Origin of the sequence: Nocardiopsis alborubida (assembly GCF_012396365.1) — a bacterium.
GTDB classification, from domain to species: Bacteria; Actinomycetota; Actinomycetes; order Streptosporangiales; family Streptosporangiaceae; genus Nocardiopsis; species Nocardiopsis alborubida.
Map to the genome: position 1 here is coordinate 183,036 of NZ_JAAXPG010000007.1, position 25,501 is coordinate 208,536.

The following is a 25,501-nucleotide window of genomic DNA, read 5'->3' on the forward strand; positions in this document are numbered from 1 at the left end:
CCCCACCAAGGGGCGGTCGGAATCTCCCTCGTTCACGAGGAAGAGGAAGTCAAGTTGTTGCTGATGGGCAGTGAGGTGGGCCTCTACCTCGCCGGGCGCATGCCGTTCTTCGCCGGGATCTCCTTCGTGGACAGCGCCTTCGTGATCGGGCGGTTCGACCACGCGCTCACGCCCGCCGCGGGCGGTGCGGTGCTCGTGTGCTGGACCGCGGCGAGCCTGACGGCGGGCGCCCTGGTGCTCCGGCTCAGGGACGCCTGAAGCGGCGGGTGCGGACGGTCGGACGGGAAGAGGGAGGAGGGCGGATGCCCGAGTGGGTCGGGGACGGGGACGGCCCCCGCGCCTGGGCGCGGGCGGCGGCCGCGCCGCTGGCACGGGCCGGGCGCGAGCTGACGGGCACCCTGCTGGGGCTGTGCACCGCCGCGCTCACACTGGTGTGGGTCCTCGCGGCGGCCGCGGCACTGGTGTGCGCCCCGTTCCTGCCCTCCAGGGCCCGGCCCCGGTTCCGGGGCGCGGTGACCCGGTGGGCGGTGCGTCTGGGCGACGCGGATCTGGCACGCCTGGCCCGGTGGACGGGAGGCGGCACCGTAGACCCGCGACCCGAAGCCGCCCCGCGCGTGGCCTATCTGCTGCTGCGCCTTCCGGTGGCGCTGGTGTGCGGCTACCTGGCGCCCACGGCGCTGCTGCTGGTGGCGGTCTTCGTCGGCGGGGCCGCACTGGAGCTGTTCACCGGAAGCGGCACCAACGTTCCCGTGCTGATGCCCGGTGCGAGGATGCACGTCTCCAGTATCAACGTGGGCCTGCTCATGGGTCTGCTCGTCCTGGCGGCGACGTGGCTGGTGGTGGCGCTGGCCTCGGCCGTCGACCGCGCCCTGGCCCGTCGCCTGGTGGGCCCCAGCGACGAGGACCTGCTGCACCGGCGCATCGACGAGCTGACCTCCACCCGGTCGGGCATCGTGCGGGCGGTGGACGAGGAGCGGCGGCGCATCGAACGCGACCTGCACGACGGGGTCCAGCAGCGCGTGGTGGCGCTGGCCATGCTGCTGGGACGGGCCCAGCGCGGCCACGACCCCGAACGCGCGGCGCGGCTGGTCCGCCAGGCGCACACCGAGACCCGGGTGCTGCTGGACGAGCTGCGGGAGGTGGCCTGGCGGGTCTACCCCACCGCCCTGGACACCTTGGGCCTGGAGTCCGCGCTGACCGAGGTGGCCGAACGCAGCCCGCTGCCGGTGGAGGTGCGCGCGGACCTGTCGTCCCCGCCGCCCCGCGAACTGGCCACGGCGGTGTACTTCGTGGCGCGCGAGGCCATCACCAACGCCGTCAAGCACGCCGGGGCCGGGGCGGTGATCGTGCACCTGGACGACGCCGACGGCGCCCTGGACCTGCGGGTGCTCGACGACGGGCGCGGCGGCGCCGACCCGGCGGGCGGCGGACTGACCGGCCTGGCCAGGCGGGTGCGGGCCCTGGACGGCACACTGGCGGTACACAGTCCCCGGGGCGGTCCGACCACGGTACGCGCCGTGCTGCCCCTGACCACGATACGGAGCCCCCATGCGCCTGGTGATCGCTGACGACTCGGTCCTGCTCAGGGAGGGCCTGGTGCGGTTGTTGGAGGAGGAGGGGCACGAGGTGGCGGCGGCGGTCGGCGACGCCGACGCACTGCTGGCCGCGGTCGCCGAGCACGCGCCCGACGCCGCCGTGGTGGACGTGCGGATGCCGCCCACCCACACCGACGAGGGGCTGCGGGCGGCGCTGCGCATCCGCGCCGAGCATGAGGGGGTCGCGGTGCTGGTGCTGTCGCAGTACGTGGAACAGCGTTACGCCGCCGAACTGCTGGCCGGGGCCTCGGGCAGGGTCGGCTACCTGCTCAAGGACCGGGTGTCGGAGGTGGGGGAGTTCCTGGAGGCCCTGGAGCGGGTGCGCGCGGGCGGGGCGGCCTTCGATCCGGAGGTGGTGCGCCAGCTGCTGGCGCGCACCACCCACACCGACCCGCTGTCGCGGCTCACCCCGCGCGAACGCGACGTGCTGGAGCACATGGCGCAGGGGCTGAGCAACACCTCGGTAGCCGAGCGGCTGCACGTGTCGCTGAGCGCGGTGGAGAAGCACGTCAACGCGATCTTCGACAAGCTGGGGCTGGGGCACGCCTCCGGCTACAGCCGCCGGGTGCTGGCGGTGCTGCGCTACCTGGACAGCTGAGCGCGGCCGCGGCGGGGTTCGGTCGGTACAGGCCGAAAAGGGGCACACGTAACGCGAGATCCTTCGGGTGCCGGTGAGGGGCGCCGTTTTCCGCAGCCGGTCTCGCTCACCCGCTTGCGCACGGCCTGCTTGTAAACCTATAGTTTACATGTGCAAGAAAAATTGACAGAGGCGCTGCGTGTCCTGAAGGCGCGCACGGAAGCGTTCCTCGCCGCGCGCGTCCTGACGAGGGACGACGACTGGGCCGACTCGCTGGGGCGTGCCGTGAGCATGCGTGCGGCCGCCGACGACGTCGTGCGCGCCGTCGTGGGGCAGGCGCGCCAGGACGGCGTCACGTGGCAGGTCATCGGTGACGCGCTCGGCGTGAGCAGGCAGGCGGCGTTTCAGCGCTACGGCAAACCGATCGATCCCAGAACAGGAGAACCCATGAACACCACACCGCTCCCCGGCGCCGCTGAACTGGCCGCCTCGGTGATCGAGGACCTCGCGTCCGGGCGATGGTCGCACGTCACCGAGCGGTTCGATCCGGCCATGCGCGACGGCCTGTCGCAGGACGCGCTCGCGGCCGCGTGGGCGCAGATCATCGGTCTGGCGGGAGCCTTCGAGGAGCGTGGAGAGCCGGAGGCCGCCCGTGCCGGCGACGTGACGGTCACGAACACGCCGCTCTCGTTCGAGGCGGGCGACTACACGGCACGCATCGCGTTCCGCGACGACCACACCGTGGCCGGTCTGCACATCCTCGAAGGGAAGCCGTCGTGACCGACGAGTCCCCCAACGTGTCGAGGACGGCCACGACCCGAGGCGGATCCCGTGTGAGCGGCCGCGACCTGCGCTCCATCGGCGTGTTCACCGCCCTGGCGTTCGCACTCGCCTGGCTCGTCGCGCTCCCGCTCTGGTTCGGCGGCGGACTCGCCAGCCCCTGGTTCCCGCTCGTGGCCACCGCCATGATGATGACCCCCGCGATCGCCGCCCTCGTCGTCGTGTTCCTCGTGGAGCGGCCGAGGCAGAAGGCGTGGACGCTCGGACTGTGGCCGTTGAGGCCGGCCCGGAGACTACTCGGCTACGCGGCGCTGGGGGTCGTCGTGCCCATCGCGCTCGTTTTGGCGGCGCTCCCGGTCGGCGCGCTGTTGGGGGTCTATCCGGCCGACTTCGCCGGCCTCTCCGGGTTCCAGCAGGCCCTCGCCGGGCAGGCGGGCGACGCCGGAGCGGCCGAGATCCCGCTCCCGGTCGGCGCGCTGATCGCCATCCAGCTCGCCGCACTGCCCGTGGCGGCGTTCGTCAACCTCATCCCGGCGCTGGGCGAGGAACTCGGGTGGCGGGGGTGGCTGCTCCCGAGACTGATGCCGCTCGGCACGCTCCCAGCCCTGCTGGTCTCGGGCGTGATCTGGGGCCTCTGGCACGCCCCGCTCATCCTCCTCGGGTACAACTACCCAGACGCGCCGGGCTGGCTCGGCCTGACCGCGATGGTCGCCATGTGCGTTCTGGTCGGCGCGGTCTTCGGCTGGCTGCGGCTGCGGTCGGGGTCCGTGTGGCCCGCGGCCCTCGCGCACGCCGCGTTCAACGGGGCGGGCGGGACCTACCTCCTCTTCGTGAAGGCGGGCGAGCACGTCGACACCACGCAGGCCACGGTCCTGGGCTGGAGCGGGTGGATCGTGCCGCTCGCGCTCGTCGTGGTCCTGATCGCCACGGGACAGTTCTCCTCCGCGAAGCACCCGTCCACCCCGCCGCCCAGGAAGGGGCCCGCCTCCGAAGACGGGGCGACCGAACGAGTGAGCGGCCAGTAGGCACAGCGAACGCCGCGTCCTTCGAGAACGGGCGTGGTGGCGCTGTCCTTCGAACACCGGCCCTTCGCACGGCCCGCTCCCGGGGGTCCGAAGCCGAGGCGGACCGGTACCGGCTCAGGCCGGGACGAAGGACTCCATGGCGGCGGTGCGCTGGGCGTCCTGGGCGGCCCACGAGGCGTCGGTGGAGGCCCAGGCCAGCGTGTAGTACACCCCGGGTGCCGCCGCGATGTTGCGGGTCAGCACGCGGCGCGTCTCGCCGGCCTCGTCCTGCCAGGTGAACTCCCACTCGGCGGCCGAGTGGAAGCCGGTGTCGCCGGTGACGTCCGTGATCCGCACCCGCTCGTAGCCCGGCAGCCGCCCCGAGTCGTACACGCCCTGCTCCTGGTCCAGGACGTGCTGGTACTCGTCGTCGGTGGGGTGCTCGGCCATGTCGATCTGGAGGTAGCTGGCGTCGGCGGGGGACTCGTAGAAGACGCTGCTGCCGTCCACTCGGCGGATCCAGCCCTCGGGGGTCCGCAGACCGAAGCCCTCGGGGTCCTCGGTCCAGGTCGTCCCGGGCACGGGGTCGCCGTCGGCGCCGCCCTCCTGGGGCGCCCCGGTCTCCTCGGGGGCGCCCTCCTCGTTTCCGTCCCCGGTCCCGGCCTCCTGCTCGCCGGCGCCGGGGTCGGAGGGCTCCTCGGAGCCCGGGTCCCCGGTCCCCGCCCCTGAGGCCGCCACACTGGTGTCGGAGTCCCACGGGTCGAGTACCACCACCAGCGCCGCCACCGCGACCAGCGAGGCCAGGCCCAGGGTGAGCACCACCATCGGCCAGGACAGCCGCCCGCCCCGCTGCGGCCCCGGCGCCGTCGTGACCGTCGTCTGGGTCGGGAACGCCGCGGGGGCCTGCGGAACCGGCCCCGGGGTCCCGGGCCGCACGGGCACCGGTCCCGGGGGGACCTCACGCGTGGGGGCGGTCCCCGGCCGCGTCGGCACGGACACGGTCGTGGCCGAGGGCGCGGTGAAGGCCGTGGCGGCGGCGCTTCCCTCCGCGGCCAGCAGCGCCCGGCAGCGGTCGGCGTCGATCCGCCCGGCCGGGTCCTTCACCAGCAGGCCCCGCACCGCCTGGGCCAGCGGGCCCCGGCCCAGGACGTCGGGCGGCTCCTCGGAGGTGACGGCGTGCAGCGTCGCGGGGATGCCCTCGCGGCGGAAGGGGGAGTTGCCGGTGGCCGCGCAGTACAGGGTCGCGCCCAGCGACCACAGGTCGCTCGCGGGGGTCGCCGGGCTCATCGCCAGCCGCTCGGGGGCCAGGTAGGCGGGAGAGCCCATCACCCCGGCCGTCTGGGTGACGGAGGAGGTGTCGGCGATGGTGGCGATGCCGAAGTCGGTGAGCACCACCCGCCCGCTGTCGGTGACCATGACGTTCTCGGGTTTGACGTCGCGGTGCGTGATCCCCTGCGCGTGCGCGGTGGTCAGCGCGCTGAGCAGGGCGAGCCCCCACTGGGCGGTCACGCGGGCGCCGCGCGGGCCCTCCTGGCGGACCAGCGCGTGCAGGGAGCGCCCGCTGAGGAACTCCATGACGATCCACGGGCGACCGTCGTCCTGGACGATGTCGTGCACGGTGACGATGTTGGGGTGTCCGCCCATCGCGGTGGCCTGCGCCTCGCGCCGGGCCCTGGCGGCCATCCGGTCGCGCTCGTGGTCGTCCAGGCCCGGCCCCAGGAGGATCTCCTTGACCGCGACGACGCGGTTGAGCTCGCTGTCGTGGGCCCGCCAGACCCGGCCCATCCCGCCCCGGCCGATCTCGGCCAGCAGCTGGTAACGGCCACGCAGTGTGCGGTGCGGCTCGGCCCCCATCGGACTCCCTTGCGGTGCGGGCCGTCGTGACCCCATGGACGTCGAAAAGCCCGCAGGGACAGCGGTTTTCCATGCGAGCGGAGCGACCATAGTACTGAGGTACGGCGGTGCTCCGGCCTGGTGGGAGCCCCGTCCCTGGTCAGCCCGCCGCGCCCGAGCCCCGGGGCCGGTGCGGCCGCGGCGCGGCGTCCCCGGGGGCGCGGAACGGTCAGTCCAGCTCGGCGAGTTTGCGCTCCAGCACCTCCCGCTCGCGCTCGTTGCCACACCGGCGCACGGCCAGCTCCAGTTCGCTGCGCGCCTCACCGGTGCGTCCCAGGCGCACGAGCAGTTCCCCGCGCACGCTCGGAAGCAGGTGGGAGTCCGCCAGCGCCCCGGCCGCCGCCAACTCGTCCACGACCCGCAGCGCCGCGGCCGGCCCCCGGGACATGGAGACCGCCACCGCCCGGTTGAGGTCCACCACCGGGGAGGGCGCCAGTCGGCCGAGCGCCTCGTAGAGCAGCACGATCCGCTCCCAGTCCGTCTCCTCCACCGAGGGGGCGAGCGCGTGGCACTCGGCGATCGCGGCCTGGAGGCCGTAGGCGCCCAGCCCCCGACCGGCCCTCCCCGCGCGGGCCAGGGCGGCCCGCCCCCGGCGGATCGCGGCGCGGTCCCAGCGGCGCCGGTCCTGGTGCTCCAGCAGCACCGGCCGCCCGTCCGCCCCGGTGCGGGCGGGGAAGCGCGCCGCGGTCAGCTCCAGCAGCGCCAGCAGGCCGTGGACCTCGGGTGGTCGGGGACCAGCCGGGCCAGCACCCGGGCCAGGCGCTGGGCCTCACCCGCGAGGTCGAGCCGGAGCAGGTCGCCGCCGGAGCTGGCCGAGGAGCCCTCGGTGAAGATCAGGTAGACCACGTTGAGCACCGAGCCGAGCCGCTGGGCCCGCTCCTGGGCCGGGGGCACCTCGAAGGGCACCCTGGCCGCCCCGAGGGTCTTCTTGGCCCGGGTGATCCGGGCCTGCACGGTGGCGGTCGGCACCAGGAACGCCCTGGCGATCTCGTCGCTGGTCAGACCGCCGACCACGCGCAGGGTGAGCGCCACCCTGGCCTCCCGCGACAGCACGGGGTGGCAGGCGGTGAACATGAGCGCGAGCACGTCGTCGTCGATCCGGTCCGGATCCCACAGCACGTCCTCGGCCTCCCGGGCGGGGTCGGCGGGCGTGCTGCCCGAGGCGGCGCCGCCCTCGCCCAGGTCACGGGCGAGGACGGCGTACCTGTCGTCCAGGGCGGAACGCCGGCGGAAGGCGTCGATCGCGCGGCGGCGGCCGACGGTGAGCAGCCACCCCGCGGGGTTGCGGGGCACGCCCTCGCGCGGCCAGGTCACCAGCGCCTCGGCCAGCGCCTCCTGTCCCAGGTCCTCGGCCAGCGCGAAGTCGCCGGTGTAGCGCGCGAGCGCGCCGACGATCCGCGCCGAGTCGATCCGCCAGACGGCGGCTACGGCCTCGCGGCCGGTGGGGTCAGCCATCTCCGGTCGGTCCGCTCAGAGCTGGCCGGTGGCCTCGCGCCACGACCGCTCCTTCTGGATCCACTCGTTGTCCTGCGGGAACTCGTCGATCGTGGTGACCCGGCGGATCTCGGTCTTGAAACCGGGACCGGTCATCGGCGACCGCTTGGCCCACTCCACGGCCTCCTCCTTGGAGGCCACGCTGAGGATGTAGAACCCGCCGAACAGCTCCTTGGTCTCGCCGTAGGGGCCGTCGGTGACCACTGGCGGCTCGGAGGAGTAGTCGACGACCACGCCCTCGGCGGCGTCGTCGAGGCCCTCCGCGGCGACCAGCACCCCGGCGTTGATCATCTCCTCGTTGTACCGGCCGACGGTCGCGAGCATCTCGTCGAAGTCGATCTCGCCCATCCCCGCGAAGGCCTCGTCGGTGGCGCGCATGATCAGCATGTACTTCATGGCTCTGTCTCCCTGGATGCCGCGGGCCCCTTCTCGGGCCCTTTCACCCCTAGGTCGAACGGGGGGTGCCGCGGATCGACACGTCCGCCGATCTTTTTCCGAGGAATTCTGACAGAGCCCGGATCCGCCTGCGGAGCGACGCCCCGCCGCCCCGGGCCGATCGTTCCCCGGGGGCTGGTGCCCGGCTCAGGACGTGCCGGTGAGTCTGCCCATGACGCCGTACACCTGCTGTGGGGTCAGCGGGACCCGGGAACTGGAACACGTACACCACGCGCGACCGCGCCGAGCGGTTCCACCCCGGGTCGCCGGCTCCGCGGGCCGCGGTGTAGCACCCGGACGCGCGTCGCCGCCCCGCGGCCCGCCTACCGGGCCAGGAGGTCGCGCAGCGCCCCGACCACCTCGGCCGGGGCCTCCTCGGCCATGAAGTGACCACAGGTCACCGTGCTGTGGTGCAGGTCGGGCGCCCAGGCCCGCCACACCGCGGCGGCGTCGTAGCCCAGCGCCGCACCCCAGTCCTGCTGGAGTACCGACACCGGCATGGCCAGGCGCCGCCCGGCCGCGCGGTCGGCCTCGTCGTGCTCGACGTCGATCCCGGCCGAGGCCCGGTAGTCGGCCACGATCGAGGTCACGGCATCGCGGGAGGCCCTCAGGTAGGCGGCGCGCACCTCGGCGGGGATCGCCTCGGGGTCGCGTGTCCAGATGTCCAGGAAGTGCCCGAAGAACGCGTCCGGGCTGGCGCCGATCAGCTGCTCGGGAAGGCCGGGCAGCTGTGCCATGAGGTACAGGTGGAAGCCCACCGCGGCCGAGGCCCCGCGCATCACCTCCCACATGTCCAGGGTCGGCAGCACGTCGAGCGAGGCCAGGTGGGTGACGGCCTCGGGGTGGTCCAGCCCCGCGCGGATCGCGACCAGGGCGCCCCGGTCGTGGCCCGCCAGGGCGAAGCGTTCGTGGCCCAGGGCGCGGGCCAGGGCGACGACGTCGGTGGCCATCGTGCGCTTGGCGTAGGCGTTCCCGTCCGTGTCGGCGGGTTTGTCGCTGTCGCCGTAGCCGCGCAGGTCCGGGCAGATGACGGTGTGGTCGGCGGCCAGGTCGGCCGCGACGTGGCGCCACATCAGGTGGGTCTGGGGAAAGCCGTGCAGCAGCACGAGGGGGCTGCCCGACCCGCCGACGGCGGCGTTGAGCGCCACGCCCTCGGCGACGGGCACGCGCTGGTAGTCGAATCCCTGGATCCTCGGTTCCACGGTGGTCTCCTCCGGTGGTTCGAAGTCGGGTCCCCGGCGGTCGCCGGGGAACTCGGTCGTCCACGAGCCTGCCGGGCGTCGATGAGCAGCCGATGAGCAACGGCTGAGCAGGGGCGTCGGCGGCCCCGGCCGGTGCGGACGGCCGGATAGATTTGCTCCCATGACGGGGGAGGCGACGGCGGCGACGGCGGTGTTCTTCCGCGTGCTGGGCCCCCTGGAGGCCGTCGGCGCGCACGGACCGCTCGCTCTCAAGGGGCCGCGGCACCGCGCGGTCCTGGCCCGGCTCCTGGTCGCCGAGGGCCGCGCCGTGCCCGTCGACCGCCTCGTGGACGACCTGTGGGAGACACCCACCGAGGGCTCCGTGGCGGCGGTGCGCACCTTCGTCTCCGCGCTGCGCCGGTCCCTGGAGCCGGACCGGCCCGCGCGGCGGCCCGCCCGGCTGCTGGTGACCGCGCCGCCGGGCTACGCGCTGCGGGCCGGCCCCGACGCGGTCGACGCCCGGTGCTTCGCAGCGGCCGTTGCCCGCGGCGGCGCGCTGCTCGCCGAGGACCGGCCCGGTGCGGCGCTGGACGGGCTGGAGGAGGCCCTCGGGTGGTGGCGGGGGCCCGCCTACGCCGAGTTCACCGCCTACCCCTGGGCGCGGGCCGAGGCCGACCGGCTGGAGGGGCTGCGGCTGCTGGCGGTGGAGCGGCACGCCGAGGCGCTCCTGGCGCTGGGCCGGGCGGGCGACGCCGTGCCCGCCCTGGAGACCCATGCCCTGGCCCACCCCCTGCGTGAGAACGCCTGGCGGCAGTGGGCGCTGGCCCTGTACCGCTCCGGCCGCCAGGGCGACGCGCTGGCCGTGCTGCGCCGGGCCCGCCGGACCCTGGCGGACGAGTTGGGGGTGGACCCCGGCCCCGGACTGCGGCGCCTGGAGGCCGACGTCCTGGCCCAGGCGCCCCACCTCACCCCGCGTGCCGCCACCACGGTTCCGGCACGGGCGGAGAGCGCGCCCGAACGCGTTCGGCGGCCCTTCGTGGGCCGGGCCCGGGAGCTGGAACTGCTGGCGGAGGCCGCGGCCTCCGCCGCGCCGCACGCTCCGGCCCGGGTCGCGCTGGTCTCCGGTGACGCCGGGGCGGGCAAGACGGTCCTGGCCGAGGAGCTCGCGCGGCGGCTGGCCGGGCGCGGGTGGACCACGGCCTGGGGGCGCGGCCCCGAGCACGAGGGTGCGCCCGCGGTCTGGCCCTGGACGCAGATCGCCGCCGTGCTGGCGGCGTCCGCGAACACCGAACATGACACCACGGGTACCACAGCGCCCAGCAGCACCACTGCTCCGGACCGGGACGACGACACCACAGCGCCGGGGACCACCAGCACGGACCCCGCGGCGGCCCGGTTCGGCGTCCTGCGCCGGGCCTTCCGCCTCCTCGCCTCGGCCTCGCGGCGCGGCCCCGTCCTCCTGGTCTTCGACGACCTGCACCGGGCGGCGGAGGAGACCCTGGAGCTGTTCACCTTCCTGGCCGCCGAACCGCTCCCCGGGCCGGTGCTGCTCGTGGGGACCTACCGGACCGGCGAGGTCCTCCCCGCGCTGACCGCGGCCCTGGCCCGGCTCGCCCCCGGCGAACCGGCCCGTGCCTACCTGGGCGGGCTGAGCGAGGAGGCGACCGACGCACTCGTCCGGGCCCTGGTCGGCCACGACGTCGGCAGGCGGGCCCTGCGCACCGTCCACCGGCGCAGCGGCGGCAACCCCTTCTTCGTCCGTGAGCTGGCCCGGCTGCTGTCCGACGGGGACGGCGCCGCGCTCGACACGGTCCCCGCCGGGGTGCGCGACGTCATCCGCCACCGCCTGGACTCCCTGACGCCCGGGGCCCGGACCCTGCTGCGGCAGGCCGCCGTGATCGGCCGCGACGTCGACCCCGACGTCCTGTCGGCCCTGTCCCCGGACGGGGGCGCCCTGCTCGACGCCCTGGACGAGGCGCTGGACGCGGGCTTCCTCACCGACCGCGCGGAACCGGACGAGCCCGACGGCGCCCCCGGCCTGCGCTTCGCGCACGTGCTGGTGCGCGACACCCTCTACCAGGACCTCTCCCGACCGCGCCGGGCGCACTGGCACACGGCGGTGGCCGAGGCCGTCGAGGCGCTGCACCCCGACCGGGCCGACGTGCTCGCCCACCACTTCGGCCGTGCGGGCACCCGTGCCGCTGCCGCCCGGGCCGCACACCACGCGCGCGCCGCGGCCCTGCGGGCAGAGGAGCGCTTCGCCCCGCACGAGGCGGCCCGGCTGTGGCGTGAGGCCGTCGCCGCCCACGACCGCTCCGGTCAGGAGCGGGTCCGTGAACGTCTGGAGGCGGTCATGGGCATGGTGCGGGCGCTGGCCGTCACCGGTCGTCTGGAGGAGGCCCGCCGCCACCGCGCCCGGGCGGTCGCCGCGGCCGAGGGACTGGGCGACGTGGAGCTGACGGCGCAGGTCATCACCGCCTTCGACGTGCCAGCCCTGTGGCCGCGCAACGACGACGAGGCGCTGGCCCGCCAGGTGGCCGGAGCCGCCGAGCGCACCCTGGCCGCCCTGCCCGAGGACCGTCGGGAGCAGCGCGCCCGCCTGCTGTGCGCCCTGGCCCTGGAACTGCGCGGGACCGCCACCGGACGGGGGCCGGACGCCGCCCGCCAGGCCGAGGAGTCCGCCCGCGGGCTCGGCGACCCGGCTCTGCTGTGCCTGGCGCTCAACGCCCGCTTCATGCAGTCCTTCCAGGACGCGGGGCGGGCCCCGCGCCGCGTGGAGATCGGTGCGGAGCTGGTCGATCTGGCCTCCCGTCACGGCCTGGTGACCTTCGAGGTGCTCGGCCACCTCGTCCTGGTCCAGGCGTACTCCGCGCTCGCCGACTTCGGCGCCGCCGACGCCCACGCGGTCAGCGCCGACCGGCTGGGCTCGCGCCACGGGATTCCGCTGGTGGGGGTGTTCACCCGGTGGTACGAGGCGCTGCGCACGGCCGTGCGGGGATCCGCCGAGGAGGCCGAGGCCGCCTACCGGGCCGCGAGCGTGCGGCTCGCCGACACCGGCATGCCGGGGGTGGAACAGGGCGTCCTGCCCCTGGCGCTGCTGTGCCTGCGCCTCCAGGGCGACGAGCCCGTACCGGTGGACCCGCGCCAGGACTGGGGGCCCTACCTCGCCTGGGCCGACGCCCTGGCCTCCCCGGAGTCCGCGCCCCCGCCGCCCGACGCGCCGCCCGGCCTGCTCAGGGAGGTTCTGACCTGCCTGGCCGCCCGGGCCGCCACCGCCGTCGGCGACCGCTCCGCGATGGAGCGCGCCCACCGCCTGCTCTCACCCGCCGCGGGGGAGCTGGCCGGTGCGGGCAGCGGCCTGGTGACCCTGGGGCCGGTCGCGTACCAGCTCGGCGACCTCGACCGCGCGCTCGGGTGCCGGGAGCGGGCCGCGGAGCACTACCGGCTGGCCCTGCGCGTGGCCGCCGGGGCCGGGTCGCCGCGCTGGAGCGCCGCGGCCCGGGCGGCCCTGGCCGACCTGGAGACTGAGCAGCGCGCTCGTCAGTGATCGGTCGGACGGCCCGACGCGGTCGCGTGTCCGTGCCCTCCGTCCGGGTAGCGAGGTCCACGGGGCCCGCCGCGCCGGTGCGTCGGCTCCGACCACACGGGTGGCGCGGCGCCCAGGGTGCGGGATCCGGGTCCCCGGCCGATGACCCGCGATCGCGACGCGCACGCCGCGATGTGTAGTTTGGCCCTGTTGTGATAAAAAGTTAGGCGTGCCGAACTTTCAAGATGAGGCTTCTTCACATTCCTGGTCGGCGAGGCTCCCCGCCGCCTCCCTCGCCCTTGTCCTGGGCCTGACCGCCTGCTCCTCCTCCGCCGGACAGGAGCGCGACGACGGACGGCTCCTGGTCCTGACCACGTTCACCGTTCTGGCGGACATGGCACGCAACGTCGCCGACGGGCGCGTGGAGGTCGCCTCGCTCACCCGGCCCGGAGCCGAGATCCACGGCTACGAACCCACCCCCGACGACCTCGTCCGCGGCCAGGACGCCGACCTGATCCTGGAGAACGGGCTCGGTCTGGAGGCCTGGTTCAGCCAGTTCACCGAACGCGTGCAGGCCCCCACCGCCGTGCTCAGCGACGGCGTCGAGACCATCCCCGTCTCCGCGGGGGAGTACGAGGGCCAGCCCAACCCCCACGCCTGGATGTCCCCCGACAACGCCCCCGTCTACGTCGACAACATCCGCGACGCCCTCACCGAACTCGACCCCGGGGGCGAGCAGGTCTACGCCGAGGCGGCCGAGGCCTACAAGGACGAGATCAGCGAGGTCGGCGACTACCTGGAGGACGAACTCGCCGGGGTCCCCGACAGCTCCCGGGCCCTGGTCACCTGTGAGGGCGCCTTCTCCTACCTGGCACGCGACGCTGGACTGACCGAGATGTACCTGTGGCCGGTCAACGCCGAGACCCAGGGCACCCCCCGGCAGACCGCCGCCGTCACCGAGTTCGTCCGCGACAACCAGGTGCCCGCCGTCTTCTGCGAGAGCACCGTCAACGACGGCTCCCAGCGCTCGGTGGCGCGCGAGACCGGCGCCGCCATGGGCCGGACCCTCTACGTCGACTCCCTGTCCGAGGAGGGCGGCCCCGTCCCCACCTACCTGGACCTGCTGCGCCACGACGCCGAGGCCATCGTGGCCGGGCTGCGGGGGGAGGATCGGTGAACGCCGCCATCGAGGTCACCGACGCCACCGTCCGCTACGGCGACGTCCTGGCACTGGACGGCGTGAGCCTGTCCGTGGCCCCCGGCCGCGTCTGCGGCCTGCTGGGCACCAACGGGTCGGGCAAGTCCACCCTGTTCAAGACCGTGCTCGGCCTCGTCCCGACCGACGGGGGTCGGGTGCGGATCCTCGGACACACCGGGGCCGCCGCCCGCCGCCGCGGGCTGGTGGGCTACGTGCCCCAGTCCGAGCAGGTCGACTGGGCCTTCCCGGTACGCGTGCGCGACGTGGTGATGATGGGCCGCTACGGGCGCATGGGACAGCGGCGACGCCCCCGCCCCGCCGACCGGGAGGCGGTCGAGCACGCCCTGGACCGCACCCACCTGGGCGACCTGGCCGACCGCCAGATCGGCGCGCTCTCCGGCGGCCAGCGCAAACGCGCCTTCGTGGCCCGCGCCATCGCCCAAGGCGCCGACGTGCTCCTGCTCGACGAGCCCTTCGCCGGGATCGACAAGCGCTCGGAGGGGCGCATCACCGAACTGCTGCTGCAACTGCGCGGCGAGGGCCACACCCTGCTGGTTTCCACCCACGACCTGGCCCAGGTGCCCGCCCTGTGCGACGAGGCGGTGCTGCTCCAGCGGCGCGTCGTCGCGCACGGCGCCCCCGAGGAGGTCCTGCGCCCGGAGACCCTCATGGAGGCCTTCGGGATCCACACCGACGAGGAGGGAACGGCATGGACGCGCTGACCGCGGTCGCGGAGTGGTTCACGGTGCCCCTGGGCTTCGACTTCGTCCGCCGCGCCCTGCTGGTCAGCGTGGTCGCCGGGGTGGCGTGCGCCGTCCTGTCGTGCTGGATGACGCTGGTGGGCTGGTCGCTGATGGGCGACGCCGTCTCCCACGCCGTCCTGCCCGGGGTGGTGCTGTCCTACCTGTTCGGTCTGCCCTTCGCCGTGGGCGCGCTGGTCTTCGGCGCCGGGTCGGTCGCCCTGATCGGGGTGGTCAACCGCACCTCCCGGGTCAAGGAGGACGCCGTCATCGGCGTGGTCTTCACGGCCATGTTCGCCCTGGGCCTGGTCCTGGTCTCGCGCGTGCCCAGCCAGACCGACCTGGGGCACATCCTGTTCGGCAACGTGCTGGGGGTGTCCGACACCGACATCTGGCAGGTGCTCGTCCTGGCCGGGGTGGTGCTGGCGGTGGTCTGGTACAAGCACCGCGACCTGACCCTGTACGCCTTCGACCCGGTGCACGCGCACGCGGTGGGCATCAACCCCCGGCTGCTGGAGACCCTGCTGCTGGGACTGCTGTCGGTCACGGTGGTGGTGGCCCTCCAGGCGGTGGGGATCATCCTGGTCGTGGCCATGGTCATCGTCCCCGGGGCGACCGCCTACCTGCTCACCGACCGCTTCGAGCGGATGCTGGTCATCTCCGCGGCGGTGGCCGCGGCGGCGGCCGCGGCGGGGGTGTTCCTCAGCTTCCACCTGAACGTGTCCACCGGCGGGGCGATCGTGCTGGCCCAGTCGGCGGCCTTCACCCTGGCCTACCTGTTCTCGCCCCGCCAGGGCGTGCTGCGGCGGCGCCGCGCCGCACGGGGGACCGGGGCCCGCGCGGACGGCCGTGGGCGGACCCGCCCCGCGAAGGAACCGTCCTAGCTCCACCGCCGCCGACGGGCGCGGCCCGCCGCGTCGCCGCTAGGGGCGCCGCACGTCGATGACGTACTTCCCGCGGACGCCGCCCGCCTCCAGTCTGCGGTGGGCCTCCGCGATGTCGGCCATCGGGAGGACCGTGTCGACCATGGGGCGGATCCTCCCCTCCTCGACGGCCCGGGTGAGTTCGGCGATGCGCTCCGCCGACGGGTTGTTGCTGAAGAGCTTGGTCCGGCCGGGCCGCACGGCGGCCCGGAGCCCGGTGCCGAGCAGGGATCTGAGGACGCGGTCCGGGTCGAAGGCGAGCGCGACCATGCGCCCGCGCCGGTGCAGCCGCGCCTGGTAGGCGCCGAGGTCGGTGCCGACCAGGTCGACGATGACGTCGAAGCGGCCGAGGTCCTGCGGCCGGGTCGTGCGGTAGTCCAGGGCCTCGTCGGCGCCGAGTCCCCGGATCCAGTCGAGGTTGCGGGCCCCGGCGAGGGCGGTGACCTCGGCGCCGAGCGCCTTGCCCAGCTGCACCGCGACGTTGCCGACGCCTCCGGTGGCGCCGCGGACCAGGAGCCGTTCACCGGGCGCGAGGCGGGCCTTGTCCGTCAGCGCGGTCAGGGCGGTGGTGCCCGCCCCCGGAAGGGCGGCGGCCTCCAGGAGGCCGAGGTTCCCGGGCGCGCTGGCGAGCCGCCGCTCGGGGACGACGACGTGGTCGGCGACGGACCCGAAGACGAAGTGCGGCATGAGCCCCCACACCGCGTCCCCCGCCCGCCAGGCGCGCACTCCGGCGCCCACGGACGCGACGCGGCCCGTGAAGTCGACGCCCACGCTCCGGGGGAACCGTGCGCGGGTGACCCCGCGCATCCTGCCCGAGCGGAAGGCGAGCTCAGCCGCGTCCACGCTCGCGGCGTGCACCTCGACGAGCACCTCGCCCTCTCCCGGGCTCGGCGTGGGCACCTCGTCGACGCGCAACACCTCGGGCGGGCCGAATCGGTCGTACCGCACAGCGCGCATGGTCGTTCTCCCCGGTCTCTCGACAAGAAAGTGGGGTGGCCCCCCACTTCGTTCCGCTAAGATAACCGGAGAGGAGCCCCACTTAGCAAGCGCAGGAGGTCACGGTGGTCGAGAGCGCGGTGCGGAAGCCCTTGCGCGCCGACGCCCGGCGCAACTACGAACGCATCGTCGCCAGGGCCGAGGAGGCGTTCGCGGCCCACGGCGTCGATGCCTCGCTGGAGGAGATCGCCCGCCGGGCCGGGGTGGGATCGGCGACCCTGCACCGGCACTTCCCCTCCCGCCGACGCCTGCTGGAGGCGGTCTTCCACGACCGCGTCGAAGCGCTCTGCGCGAGGGCGCGGGAGCACGCCCGCACCAGCGGGCCCGGACCCGCCCTCTTCGCCTGGCTGCGGGACCTCAACGCCTACGCCGAGTCCAGCCGCGGTCTGGCCGCCTCGCTGCTGCGGGACGGCCGCGACGCCGACCTGCTGGAGCGCGACGGCGGCTGCGCGGCGACGATCACCGTCGCGGCCGGTGAACTCCTGGAGCACGCCCGTCGGGCACGGGCGGTGCGCCCCGATGTGCGCGCCGAGGACCTGGTCGCGCTCGTCAGCGCCATCTCGCTCGCCACCGAGGACCACCCCGACGAAGCGCAGGCGGGCCGCCTGCTGGACATCGCGATCGCGGGCGTGCGCCCACGGGAGGACGAGCCCGCGGCCACGACCCGCGGAACTCCCTGAGGCCGGAGCCGGCCGCGGTTCCGGCCCCGCCCCGATACGGGGACGGTACGAGGCCTGTTCGGAGGCGGTGCCCCTCGCCGGGCGCGCGGACCCGGAAGGACACCGGTCGGCTGCCGACCGGGCACGGGCATGAACAGGAACGGCGCGGCGGCACGGGGGAGTGGTCCGTGCCGCCGCGCCCGAGGGGGCCTGGCCGGGGTCAGCCGCGGCCCGCCTCCACCGGGGTGTGGTCCTTACGCGCGGCCCGCCGGGCGCGCAGTCGGCCGACGGCCACGATCAGGCCGATCGTCAGCAGCAGCCCGTAGATGCCCAGGGTGATCCCGCTGTCCACGAGCACCGACACCTCGCCCTGCCCCACGGCCAGGGCGCGGCGCAGCTCCGTCTCGGCCACCGGTCCGAGGACGACCGCGATCAGCACCGGGGCCAGCGGGATGTCGAAGCGACGCATCAGCAGAGCCACCAGGCCCAGGATCAGCATCAGCCACAGGTCCACCATGGAGGACGCGGCCGCGTACACGCCCAGGGACGAGAACACGGCGATCCCGGCGTACATGTACGGCTTGGGGACCAGCAGCAGCTTCGCCCACAGCGGCGCGAAGGGCAGGTTCAGGATGAGCAGCATGACGCTGCCGATGAACAGGCTGGCCAGCAGCGCCCAGACCAGGTCGCCGTCGCGCTCGAACAGCAGCGGACCGGGCTGCATGCCGTACTGCTGGAACGCGGCCAGCATGATCGCGGCGGTCGCCGACGTGGGCAGGCCCAGACCCAGCAGGGTGCCCATCGCGGTTCCGGCGGTGGCGCTGGCGGCCGCCTCCGGCGCGGCCACGCCCTCGATGGCGCCGTTGCCGAACTCGTCCTCGCCCTTGCCGCGCCGGGCCCGCCGCGCGGCGAGCTTGCGCTCGCTGCCGAAGGCCAGGAAGGTCGGGATCTCCGATCCACCGGCCGGGATGGACCCGAACGGCAGACCGAACAGGGTTCCGCGCATCCAGGCCGGAAGGGTGCGCCGCAGGTCGCGTCGGCTCAGCCAGGGAGTGCCGGTGCGCCGCAGGCCGCCGCTGGCCGCGTCGCCCGCGTGGGCGGTGGCGGCCACGTGCAGCACCTCGCCGATCGCCAGCAGCGCCACGGTCACCGTGATGATGCTGAAGCCCTCGAAGAGCTGGGGCACACCCAGGGTGAAGCGCTCGGCGCCGCTGAGGCCGTCGATGCCCACCATCGAGATGGCCAGGCCGATACCCAGGGCGATCAGGCCGCGCACGGCCGAGTCCGAGACCACCGCGGAGGTGGCCACGAACGCGAAGACGGTGAGCGCGAAGTACTCGGCGGGGCCGAACTGCAGCGCCAGCTGCACGATGACCGGTGAGAAGAACGCCACCAGAGCCGTGGACACGATCGCGCCGATGAACGCGCCGATCGCCGCCGTGGCCAGCGCCTGCGGTGCCCGCCCGCGCTTGGCCATCTTGTGGCCCTCGATGGCGGTGGCGATGGCCGAGGCCTGCCCCGGCGTGTTCATCAGGATGGCGGCGGTGGAGTCACCGAACAGCCCGCCGTAGTACACACCGGCGAACATGATGAACGCGCCGGTGGGGTCGAGGTGGAAGGTGATCGGCAGCAGGAGCGCGACGGCCATGGAGGAGCCCAGGCCGGGTACCACGCCCACGGCCGTGCCGAGCATGACGCCCAGCAGCGCCAGGAAGAGGTACTCGGGGCTCAGCGCGTTGGCGAACCCCGCCATGAGGTTGGTGAGAACGTCCATTTAGAAGATGCCCCCGAGGATTCCGGCCGGCAGGTTCAGGCCCAGACCGGCGACGAAGGCGAGCTGGATGACGGAGGAGAACACCAGCGACAGCACGGCGTCGAACAGGTACCGGCGGCTGCCCAGGGCGTAGGCCACGCCGAAGAACAGCAGCGCCGCGGACAGCAGCCAGCCCACCGGCTGGAGCAGCAGGATGAACACCGTCAGCGAGGCGACGACGATCCCCAGGCAGCGCCAGTCGATGCGCACGGGCCCCGCCTCACCGGCCGGGGCGCTCCCGTCGGTGTCGGCGGTGGCGGCGTCGGCGTTCTCCCCGGTGGCCGGCGCCTCGGCGGTGCGGGCCGGGCGCAGGAGGACCTGCACGGCCAGGGCGGTGCCCGTGACGCCCATGAAGATCGCGACCAGGGTGGGGAAGAAGCGCGGACCGGGCGGTTCGGTGCCCGGCGGCACCGGCATGGCGGCGGTCTGCACGGCGATGAACCCGGCGATGCCCAGCACCAGGGCGGCGACCAGTAGCTCGGACCTGCCCCGCCACCAGGAGGGGCGGGGCGGCGGGGCGGCGGGCTCCGTCGCCCGGGTGGGGGTGGTGGCGTCGGTACTCAAGACAGGCCCAGTTCCTCGGTGATGGTGGTGATGCGCTCGGTCTCCAGGGCGAGGAACTCCTCGAACTCCTCGCCGGTCTGGAAGGTGTCGTCCCAGCGGTTGCGCTCCAGGGTCTGCGTCCACTCGGGGGTGTCGTGCATCTCGGTGACGATCGCGGTCAGCTCGGCGCGCTCCTCCTCGGTGATGCCGGCCGGGGCCACGAACCCCCGCCAGTTGGGCAGGACCGCGTCGATGTCCTGCTCGGCCAGGGTGGGGACGTCGATGCCCTCGACGCGCTCGTGCGCGGAGACGCCCAGGGCGCGCACGTTGCCCGCCTCGATCTGGTCGCTGAACTCGTTGTAGCCGCTGATGCCGACGTCGACACTGCCCGACAGCAGCGAGGTCAGCGCCTCACCGCCGCCGGAGAAGGCGATGTAGTTGACGTCCTGGGGGTCGACGCCGACGTCGGAGGCGACCAGCCCGGCCAGCAGGTGGTCGGTGCCGCCCAGGGATCCGCCGCCGATCGCCATCCCGCCCGGGTCCTCGCGCCAGGCCTCGGCCAGGTCGCCCATGTCCTGGTACGGGGAGTCGTCGGGGACCACGACCACCTCGTAGTCGTCGGCCAGCCGGGCGATGGGGGTGACGTCCTGCAGGTCGTGCGAGGAGTTGTTGACGATGATGCTGCCGATCATGACCGTGCCGGTCACCATCAGCATGTTGGCCCGGCCCTCCTGGCGGACCGCCTGGGCCAGGCCGATGGTGCCGCCCGCGCCGGGAACGTTGACCACCTGGTTGTTGGCGACGATCTCCCCCTCGCGGAAGGCGTTCTGCGCCTCGCGCCCCACCAGGTCCCAGCCGCCGCCGGGCGCGGCGGGCACGATCGTGGTCAGTCGGCTGCGTACGGCCTCGGCGCCGTCGCCGCCGGTTGACGAGGCGTTGACCGCCGCGGCGCCGATGACGACGGCCGCGGCGACCGCGCCGCCGACGCGCAGAATGCGCTGGATACTCATGGGGTGGCTCTCTCCGTTGCTGCCGGTCCGCGGTGCGGGCGGGCGCTCGCGGGCCGACGGACCGCCCGAGGCGGGAGCGTGGCGGCCGTTACACCGCTCCGTGGCGCCGGTCGCATCCGCACCGGTTTCGAGAGCATGACCCACGGTTTGCCGGCCGGTAAATCTTCTGGTCGTTTTGAACACAGAGATTGTTGTGGTCGCCCGGTTTCCGGGAGCGCGGCCGCCGACCGAGGATGGACAACCACCCTGTCCCGCTCGCGGCGTGCGCAATAGCCTCGTCTCACCCGACGGGAAACGGCCGGTCAACGGCCTGGGGCGGGCGCGGACCGGGAGCCGAGGGGGTTCCCGGTCACACGGGTTCCGCGCACTCCCGGCGGCGGAACCGGCAGGTCCGCGCGGTCCCGGAGGGCGTGACGCACCCGCGACCGACGAAGGACGGCCATGACGCTCCTGCTCGCCCACATCAGTGACCTGCACCTGGACGGGACCGACCGCACCACCGGGCGCGCCGCCCGGACCGTGGAGTACCTGCGCGGCCTCGCCCAGGCACCGGACGCGCTCCTGGTCACCGGCGACATCGCCGACCACGCCAGCGCCGAGGAGTACCGCGAGGCGGCCCGGCTGCTGGACCTGCCCTTCCCGGTGCTGGTCTGCCCCGGAAACCACGACGACCGCGAGCGGATGCGCGGGTCGCTGCTGGGGCAGGAGCCGTCCGCCGCACCGTTCAACCAGGTGTACGAGGTGGGCGGTGCGGCGGTGCTGGCCTGCGACTCGACGCTTCCGGGCAAGGACGGCGGCCACCTGGACACGGCCACCCTGGTGTGGATCAACGAGACGCTGGGCGCCCTGCCCGACGACCGGCCCGCCCTGCTGGCCCTGCACCACCCGCCCGTGCGGGTCCACCACCCGCTGCCCGACTCCATGCGGCTGGACAACGCCGACGACCTGGCCGGACTGCTGCGGGCCCACCCCCGGGTGGCGGGGATCCTGGTCGGGCACGCCCACACCGGCGGGGCGACCACCTTCGCCGGGCGGCCCCTGCTGTTGGCGCCCGGCGTGACGTGGACGCTGCGCATGCCCTGGGAGGGCGAGCCCGCGGCCAACCGCGACCAGCCTCCGGGGGTGGCCTTCCACATCCTGGACGAGGACCAGCGCCTGACCACGCACTTCCGCGCGGTGGTCTGACCCGGGCGCGGGAGAGGCGGGGGTCAGCGGCCCGGCCACCGGTCCCGCCGAATCCGGCCCCCTCCTCGGCACCGGGAATCGCGGCGACGAAAGCAGGCGGAGAAAACGGCTCCCGCGCGACACCTCCGTTGCGCGGGAGCCGCCGTGGTCACGCCGCGTCCTTTCCGTCACCCACCGAACACCCGGCGCCCGGCCGGCCCGCGGCGGCCGCCAGGGTTCCGAGAGTTTTCATCGACCCGCGTGCCATTATTTGTTTTCCTTTCGTCGCGCATCCACCGATGCGCAACCGAACATGCTGCGCACTTCCCATCTTCGCGGTGCGATCCTCCATGTCTCTTATGAAATTTCGAACCACCCCGAAGGCGGGAAACGCGCCAACTCACCATGTGGCACAAGCACTTGAAGGGAAAACCGAAAAAGGCAGCGAAAAGCCCCCGTGCAACGGCCGCTGGAATTCAAGCGTCGCGCGGGGGCTTTCGTGTCTCGCCGGGGCCCCGCGGGTCCTTCGCCGTGTGGGGGACGGCGGCTACAGGAGCATGGCCAGCTGGCGGCACTGGGCGACCAGGGTGCCCGTGCCGTCCCAGATCTCCATGTCCTCCTCGTGCAGGCCGCCGGAGACGTGCTTGGTGAACACCCGGCAGGCCAGCCACCCCGGGGCGGGCCTGGCGCGCACGTGCACGCTCAGCTCGACGGTGATCGTGGCGAACTCGCCGATCTCCAGCACGGCCGGGGGAGCGAAGTCCACCATCGAGACCAGCGCGTGGGTGTCGGGCTCGCGCCCGTCGGCGAAGCGCATCCAGAACTCGGCGTGCGGGCGGCCGTCCTTGCGGCCGTCCAGCCAGCCCGGCCGCCCGGGGTAGCGGTACTCGACGCTGCGCGCGATGCCCAGGCCCTCGGGGTTGTCGAACTCGGGCGGGACCGGGCAGTCCTCGGGGGCGGGCAGGTGCGGGGGCTCGTCCAGGGCCAGGACCCGGGCCGAGGGGTCGGGGGACAGGTCGCCGTAGGTGGCGGTGGCGCGCACGATCTCCTTGCCGCCCTGCTCCAGGCGGACCTGGCCGGTGGCGGTGCGGCGTCCCTCGCGCACCACCTCGGTGCGCGCGGTGGCCTCGCCGGGGGCCGCGGGGCGCAGGAAGAACGCCGAGACGGCCAGGGGGTCGGGCTGGCTCAGGTTCTGGCGCAGCGCGTTGAGGGCGGCGCCCAGGACGTAGCCCCCGTTGGGGTGGGAGGTGAAGGTGGTCCAGGCGTCGGTGAGGGTGGCGGCGAACTCGCCGTCGGCCAGCTTCTCGACACGGGTGTCCCGGTCGAACCGGAAGCCGTCAGTGGTGGGGTCAGGGCTCATGCCCATATGTTACCGATGGGTAGGATCAGGTGGAGGACGCGCAGGCGCAATCAGGGCGGGACGCCACCGGACGCCGCGCTCCCGCACCTTCCTGGAGATCCCGTTCGGCGGCCCCAGCGACGCCCCACCCGAGAGTGCGCGCTTCGGCACGGGGGGGACGTCGGAGCATTCGGACACCGCCTGGACCGCGTTCATGCCGGGGAGAGCCAACGGAGGACCGCCGCAGACCTCCCGTGGCGATCACGGCCGAGGAAAGTGGTTGACCCTGACGCGGCGTCAGGCCCTAGCTTCGGGCACACGTCACCACCAGCGAGGAAGCACCAGGACAGATGGGACACACCGTCGGCGAGGTCGCCCGGATGAGCGGACAGACCGTCCGGACCCTGCACCACTACGACCGGATCGGACTGCTCGTTCCCGCCGGACGCACCCCGTCGGGCTACCGCAGCTACAGCGACGGGGACCTCGAACGGCTCCGGCAGATCCTGACCTACCGGGAACTGGGCTTCGGCCTGGACCGGATCGCTGTCCTGCTCGACGACCCCGCCGCCGACACCCGCGCCCACCTGGCCCGTCAGCACCGGCTGGTGACCGAACGCATCGAACGCCTGCGCACGATGGCGCGCGGCATCGAACGCCTGATGGAGGCCGACACCATGCAACTCAACCTGACCGCCGCCGAACGCCTCGAACTCTTCGGCGACTTCGACGTGGACGCCCACTCCGAGGAGGCCCGCCAGCGCTGGGGCGGCAGCGAGGCCTACACCCGGTCCCAGCGCAGGGCGAGCTCCTACACCAAGGCCGACTGGGAGCGGATCAACGCCGAGGGCGAGGAGATCTACCTGGCCCTGGCCGGGGCCATGAACGACGGTCAGGCTCCCGACAGCCCCGCCGTGATGGACCTGGCCGAGCGGCACCGCGCCTACATCACCCGCTGGTTCTACGACTGCACCACCTGCATCCACCGGGGACTGGGGCAGCTGTACGCGGACGACGAGCGCTTCACCGCCACCGTCGACGCCCACGCCGAGGGGCTGAGCGTGTACCTGCGCGAGGCCTCCGCCGGATGAGCATGCGAGAGCGGGGTTCGCACGCTCCACTGTCAGTTCAGGAACGGTCTGTTACCAGAGGTGGTCCACGATGGTCTCGGCGTCGTCGACCTGGTGCTGGTACCGGTCGGGGTAGGCCGAGCGCTGGACGTCCTGGGCGACCTGGCCCATCGGGTCGTCGTCCCAGCTGCCGTCGGGGTGGACGCGCTCAAGCTCGTCGAAGAAGGCGTTGGTGGCCCAGGTGGGGTCGAGCCGGTCCTCATGCGAGCCGTAGTGGTCGCGCTGCTGGAACAGGCCGACGCTGTCGCGGTCGCCCCAGTCGAGGTTGTCCAGGTGGGTCTCGACGATGGAGGTGGCCACCGCCACGGCGGCGGCGTCCTCGCCCAGGTCGCGGTCCTTAGCCGCATCGACCATCGCGCGGGCGTTCTCGACGTGCTCCTCGGTCATGTGACCGGCCATGTCGTCGTTCAGCTTGTCGTTGAGGGTGGCGGCGAGCTCCTTGTCCGAGGGCGTGTCCGCGGCGGCGGCGCCCGGTCCGGCCAGGAGGAGCCCGCCGGTGATGAGCAGGCTGGAGGTCGCGGTAAACGTCAGCTTGGGTATCGATCGCATAAAGTTCACCCGTGCAACGTATGCGCTGGTCAGGGCTTTGAAAAGTGTTTGAAACCACTTGGGGCGGGTGGGAAAGACAACACCAAGCCCAGGCAACCCCCTGGTCAGGCGGTATGGGCCCGTTTTCCGCATCGCCGGTGCGCCGCCGCCGGCGGGACCAGCGCGAACGTGACCGTGACAACAGTCCGGTCCGGGCGCGCCTGGACCACAGCGGTCGCCGGACAGGGAGACCCGCACAGTCCCGCCGCGCTGCGGCCGGTGGACGCGGACAGGGCGATGACGACGGCTTCGCGCGCGAGGAGCCGTGCAGGTCGATGGGGTCGCTTTGCGGCTCGGTGACGCCAGCCCCACGCGGACGCGGGGGCATGCGAGTCTGGTGGTTCCGCTCCCCGCCAACGGAAAGGGCCGCTCGTGCGCTGGACCGTCCACTCCGAGAAGCCCCTGTACACCGATCCGTGGATCGACGTGCGGGCCGCGGACGTCGAACTGCCAGACGGGCACCGGTTCGACCACCGGCTCGTCCGCAGACCGCCCGGCGCCGGTGCCGTGGTGCTCGACGCGCAGGGCCGGGCTCTGCTGCTGTGGCGGCACCGGTTCATCACCGACACCTGGGGTTACGAGATCCCCATGGGCGGTGTGCAGCCGGGGGAGGACCCCGAGCGGGCGGCCGCGCGCGAGGTGCTGGAGGAGACCGGGTGGCGGCCGGGGCCGCTGCGCCCGCTGGTCTACACCCAACCCTCCAGTGGGCTGACCGACAGCGAGCACCACATCTTCGTCGCCGAAACGGCCGAGAGGGTCGGCGAGCCCCAGGACCCCTGGGAGGCCGAGCGCGTGGAGTGGGTGGCGCTGGACCGGGTCCCCGAGCTGGTCAGGCGGCGCCAGCTGGTGAGCGGCACCTCCATGAACGCGCTGCTGTACCTGTACGCCACCGGCCGGGGGTGAGGACGTCCGC

22 protein-coding genes and 1 pseudogene are annotated in these 25,501 nt (G+C 73.9%); 13 read left to right on the forward strand and 10 right to left on the reverse strand.

The window, feature by feature from the left end:
• Nucleotides 1–63: 63 nt before the first annotated feature.
• The 5 genes from HGB44_RS09775 (at nucleotide 64) to HGB44_RS09795 (ending at nucleotide 3,977) form a co-directional block, all read left to right on the forward strand.
• On the forward strand, nucleotides 64–258 hold the full coding sequence (locus HGB44_RS09775) for a hypothetical protein (RefSeq protein ID WP_233458638.1): 195 nt from the start codon (nucleotides 64–66) through the stop codon (nucleotides 256–258).
• A gap of 44 nt (nucleotides 259–302) precedes the next feature.
• Nucleotides 303–1,568, forward strand: coding sequence for a sensor histidine kinase (locus HGB44_RS09780; protein WP_061083495.1), 1,266 nt, complete (start codon nucleotides 303–305; stop codon nucleotides 1,566–1,568).
• Nucleotides 1,549–2,193, forward strand: coding sequence for a response regulator (locus tag HGB44_RS09785; RefSeq protein WP_061083494.1), 645 nt, complete (start codon nucleotides 1,549–1,551; stop codon nucleotides 2,191–2,193). The genes HGB44_RS09780 and HGB44_RS09785 overlap by 20 nt, the downstream gene beginning before the upstream one ends.
• Nucleotides 2,194–2,343: 150 nt before the next feature.
• Nucleotides 2,344–2,952 (forward strand): DUF3887 domain-containing protein, encoded by a 609-nt coding sequence (locus HGB44_RS09790; RefSeq protein ID WP_231972662.1) that lies wholly within the window; start codon nucleotides 2,344–2,346, stop codon nucleotides 2,950–2,952.
• A 53-nt stretch (nucleotides 2,953–3,005) separates the two neighbouring features.
• Nucleotides 3,006–3,977: a CPBP family intramembrane glutamic endopeptidase gene (locus HGB44_RS09795; RefSeq protein WP_061083497.1), complete on the forward strand. Its 972-nt coding sequence runs from the start codon at nucleotides 3,006–3,008 to the stop codon at nucleotides 3,975–3,977.
• A 114-nt stretch (nucleotides 3,978–4,091) separates the two neighbouring features.
• On the opposite strand, the gene HGB44_RS09800 is transcribed toward HGB44_RS09795, so the two are convergent.
• The 4 genes and pseudogenes from HGB44_RS09800 to HGB44_RS09815 form a co-directional block, all read right to left on the reverse strand.
• The gene (locus HGB44_RS09800) at nucleotides 4,092–5,810 is read right to left on the reverse strand and encodes a serine/threonine-protein kinase (RefSeq protein ID WP_061083492.1); all 1,719 of its coding nucleotides are present in this window, start codon (nucleotides 5,808–5,810) and stop codon (nucleotides 4,092–4,094) included.
• A gap of 208 nt (nucleotides 5,811–6,018) precedes the next feature.
• Nucleotides 6,019–7,304: pseudogene (locus tag HGB44_RS09805) on the reverse strand (RNA polymerase sigma factor).
• A 15-nt stretch (nucleotides 7,305–7,319) separates the two neighbouring features.
• Nucleotides 7,320–7,739: a YciI family protein gene (locus HGB44_RS09810; RefSeq protein WP_061083491.1), complete on the reverse strand. Its 420-nt coding sequence runs from the start codon at nucleotides 7,737–7,739 to the stop codon at nucleotides 7,320–7,322.
• 362 nt (nucleotides 7,740–8,101) lie between these two features.
• Nucleotides 8,102–8,980 carry an alpha/beta fold hydrolase gene (locus HGB44_RS09815; protein WP_061083490.1) on the reverse strand — a complete coding sequence of 293 codons (879 nt, stop codon included), beginning with the start codon at nucleotides 8,978–8,980 and terminating at the stop codon, nucleotides 8,102–8,104.
• 160 nt (nucleotides 8,981–9,140) lie between these two features.
• Here HGB44_RS09815 and HGB44_RS32415 point away from each other — a divergent pair, with 160 nt between their 5' ends.
• The 4 genes from HGB44_RS32415 to HGB44_RS09835 all read left to right on the forward strand — a co-directional run bounded on the left by HGB44_RS32415 (nucleotide 9,141) and on the right by HGB44_RS09835 (nucleotide 15,307).
• The gene (locus tag HGB44_RS32415) at nucleotides 9,141–12,506 is read left to right on the forward strand and encodes an AfsR/SARP family transcriptional regulator (protein WP_061083489.1); all 3,366 of its coding nucleotides are present in this window, start codon (nucleotides 9,141–9,143) and stop codon (nucleotides 12,504–12,506) included.
• A gap of 208 nt (nucleotides 12,507–12,714) precedes the next feature.
• Nucleotides 12,715–13,662: a metal ABC transporter substrate-binding protein gene (locus tag HGB44_RS09825; RefSeq protein WP_061083488.1), complete on the forward strand. Its 948-nt coding sequence runs from the start codon at nucleotides 12,715–12,717 to the stop codon at nucleotides 13,660–13,662.
• Entirely contained in the window at nucleotides 13,659–14,405 is a 747-nt protein-coding gene (locus HGB44_RS09830; protein WP_061083487.1) for a metal ABC transporter ATP-binding protein, read from the forward strand. The genes HGB44_RS09825 and HGB44_RS09830 overlap by 4 nt, the downstream gene beginning before the upstream one ends.
• The gene (locus tag HGB44_RS09835) at nucleotides 14,393–15,307 is read left to right on the forward strand and encodes a metal ABC transporter permease (RefSeq protein WP_061083486.1); all 915 of its coding nucleotides are present in this window, start codon (nucleotides 14,393–14,395) and stop codon (nucleotides 15,305–15,307) included. The genes HGB44_RS09830 and HGB44_RS09835 overlap by 13 nt, the downstream gene beginning before the upstream one ends.
• A 39-nt stretch (nucleotides 15,308–15,346) precedes the next feature.
• Here HGB44_RS09835 and HGB44_RS09840 read toward each other — a convergent pair whose 3' ends face one another.
• On the reverse strand, nucleotides 15,347–16,303 hold the full coding sequence (locus tag HGB44_RS09840; protein WP_061083485.1) for an NAD(P)-dependent alcohol dehydrogenase: 957 nt from the start codon (nucleotides 16,301–16,303) through the stop codon (nucleotides 15,347–15,349).
• Nucleotides 16,304–16,407: 104 nt separating this feature from the next.
• On the opposite strand from HGB44_RS09840, the gene HGB44_RS09845 reads away from it, so the two are divergent.
• Entirely contained in the window at nucleotides 16,408–17,022 is a 615-nt protein-coding gene (locus tag HGB44_RS09845) for a TetR/AcrR family transcriptional regulator (RefSeq protein WP_061083484.1), read from the forward strand.
• Between the two features lie 199 nt (nucleotides 17,023–17,221).
• Here the strand turns inward: HGB44_RS09845 and HGB44_RS09850 are convergent, their stop codons facing one another.
• Genes HGB44_RS09850 through HGB44_RS09860 form a run of 3 tightly spaced genes read right to left on the reverse strand, consistent with a single transcriptional unit; the run spans nucleotide 17,222 to nucleotide 20,367 of the window.
• Complete coding sequence (locus tag HGB44_RS09850; protein ID WP_061080425.1) at nucleotides 17,222–18,775, reverse strand: tripartite tricarboxylate transporter permease; 1,554 nt, start codon at nucleotides 18,773–18,775, stop codon at nucleotides 17,222–17,224.
• Nucleotides 18,776–19,378, reverse strand: a complete 603-nt coding sequence (locus HGB44_RS09855; RefSeq protein WP_061080426.1) for a tripartite tricarboxylate transporter TctB family protein — start codon at nucleotides 19,376–19,378, stop codon at nucleotides 18,776–18,778.
• Entirely contained in the window at nucleotides 19,375–20,367 is a 993-nt protein-coding gene (locus HGB44_RS09860) for a Bug family tripartite tricarboxylate transporter substrate binding protein (protein WP_061080427.1), read from the reverse strand. Before HGB44_RS09860 ends, HGB44_RS09855 begins: the two co-directional genes overlap by 4 nt.
• A gap of 441 nt (nucleotides 20,368–20,808) precedes the next feature.
• Between HGB44_RS09860 and HGB44_RS09865 the strand changes: the two genes are divergently transcribed.
• Nucleotides 20,809–21,552, forward strand: a complete 744-nt coding sequence (locus HGB44_RS09865; RefSeq protein WP_061080428.1) for a metallophosphoesterase — start codon at nucleotides 20,809–20,811, stop codon at nucleotides 21,550–21,552.
• A gap of 526 nt (nucleotides 21,553–22,078) precedes the next feature.
• Here the strand turns inward: HGB44_RS09865 and HGB44_RS09870 are convergent.
• Nucleotides 22,079–22,891, reverse strand: coding sequence for a thioesterase family protein (locus HGB44_RS09870; protein WP_061080479.1), 813 nt, complete (start codon nucleotides 22,889–22,891; stop codon nucleotides 22,079–22,081).
• A 329-nt stretch (nucleotides 22,892–23,220) separates the two neighbouring features.
• Here HGB44_RS09870 and HGB44_RS09875 point away from each other — a divergent pair, with 329 nt between their 5' ends.
• Nucleotides 23,221–23,961: a MerR family transcriptional regulator gene (locus tag HGB44_RS09875; protein ID WP_168443994.1), complete on the forward strand. Its 741-nt coding sequence runs from the start codon at nucleotides 23,221–23,223 to the stop codon at nucleotides 23,959–23,961.
• A gap of 51 nt (nucleotides 23,962–24,012) precedes the next feature.
• On the opposite strand, the gene HGB44_RS09880 is transcribed toward HGB44_RS09875, so the two are convergent.
• Nucleotides 24,013–24,549, reverse strand: coding sequence for a hypothetical protein (locus tag HGB44_RS09880; RefSeq protein WP_061080430.1), 537 nt, complete (start codon nucleotides 24,547–24,549; stop codon nucleotides 24,013–24,015).
• Between the two features lie 411 nt (nucleotides 24,550–24,960).
• Between HGB44_RS09880 and HGB44_RS09885 the strand changes: the two genes are divergently transcribed.
• Nucleotides 24,961–25,491 carry an NUDIX hydrolase gene (locus HGB44_RS09885; protein WP_061080431.1) on the forward strand — a complete coding sequence of 177 codons (531 nt, stop codon included), beginning with the start codon at nucleotides 24,961–24,963 and terminating at the stop codon, nucleotides 25,489–25,491.
• Nucleotides 25,492–25,501: the final 10 nt, after the last annotated feature.

What these genes read in the sequence shown, in the direction of transcription:
- HGB44_RS09875 (WP_168443994.1), top strand. Translation starts at nt 23,221, where the DNA reads ATGGGACACACCGTCGGCGAGGTCGCCCGGATGAGCGGACAGACCGTC.
- HGB44_RS09850 (WP_061080425.1), bottom strand. Translation starts at nt 18,775, where the DNA reads ATGGACGTTCTCACCAACCTCATGGCGGGGTTCGCCAACGCGCTGAGC.
- HGB44_RS32415 (WP_061083489.1), top strand. Translation starts at nt 9,141, where the DNA reads ATGACGGGGGAGGCGACGGCGGCGACGGCGGTGTTCTTCCGCGTGCTG.
- HGB44_RS09775 (WP_233458638.1), top strand. Translation starts at nt 64, where the DNA reads ATGGGCAGTGAGGTGGGCCTCTACCTCGCCGGGCGCATGCCGTTCTTC.
- HGB44_RS09840 (WP_061083485.1), bottom strand. Translation starts at nt 16,303, where the DNA reads ATGCGCGCTGTGCGGTACGACCGATTCGGCCCGCCCGAGGTGTTGCGC.
- HGB44_RS09800 (WP_061083492.1), bottom strand. Translation starts at nt 5,810, where the DNA reads ATGGGGGCCGAGCCGCACCGCACACTGCGTGGCCGTTACCAGCTGCTG.
- HGB44_RS09780 (WP_061083495.1), top strand. Translation starts at nt 303, where the DNA reads ATGCCCGAGTGGGTCGGGGACGGGGACGGCCCCCGCGCCTGGGCGCGG.
- HGB44_RS09865 (WP_061080428.1), top strand. Translation starts at nt 20,809, where the DNA reads ATGACGCTCCTGCTCGCCCACATCAGTGACCTGCACCTGGACGGGACC.
- HGB44_RS09870 (WP_061080479.1), bottom strand. Translation starts at nt 22,891, where the DNA reads ATGAGCCCTGACCCCACCACTGACGGCTTCCGGTTCGACCGGGACACC.
- HGB44_RS09880 (WP_061080430.1), bottom strand. Translation starts at nt 24,549, where the DNA reads ATGCGATCGATACCCAAGCTGACGTTTACCGCGACCTCCAGCCTGCTC.
- HGB44_RS09860 (WP_061080427.1), bottom strand. Translation starts at nt 20,367, where the DNA reads ATGAGTATCCAGCGCATTCTGCGCGTCGGCGGCGCGGTCGCCGCGGCC.
- HGB44_RS09810 (WP_061083491.1), bottom strand. Translation starts at nt 7,739, where the DNA reads ATGAAGTACATGCTGATCATGCGCGCCACCGACGAGGCCTTCGCGGGG.
- HGB44_RS09785 (WP_061083494.1), top strand. Translation starts at nt 1,549, where the DNA reads ATGCGCCTGGTGATCGCTGACGACTCGGTCCTGCTCAGGGAGGGCCTG.
- HGB44_RS09835 (WP_061083486.1), top strand. Translation starts at nt 14,393, where the DNA reads ATGGACGCGCTGACCGCGGTCGCGGAGTGGTTCACGGTGCCCCTGGGC.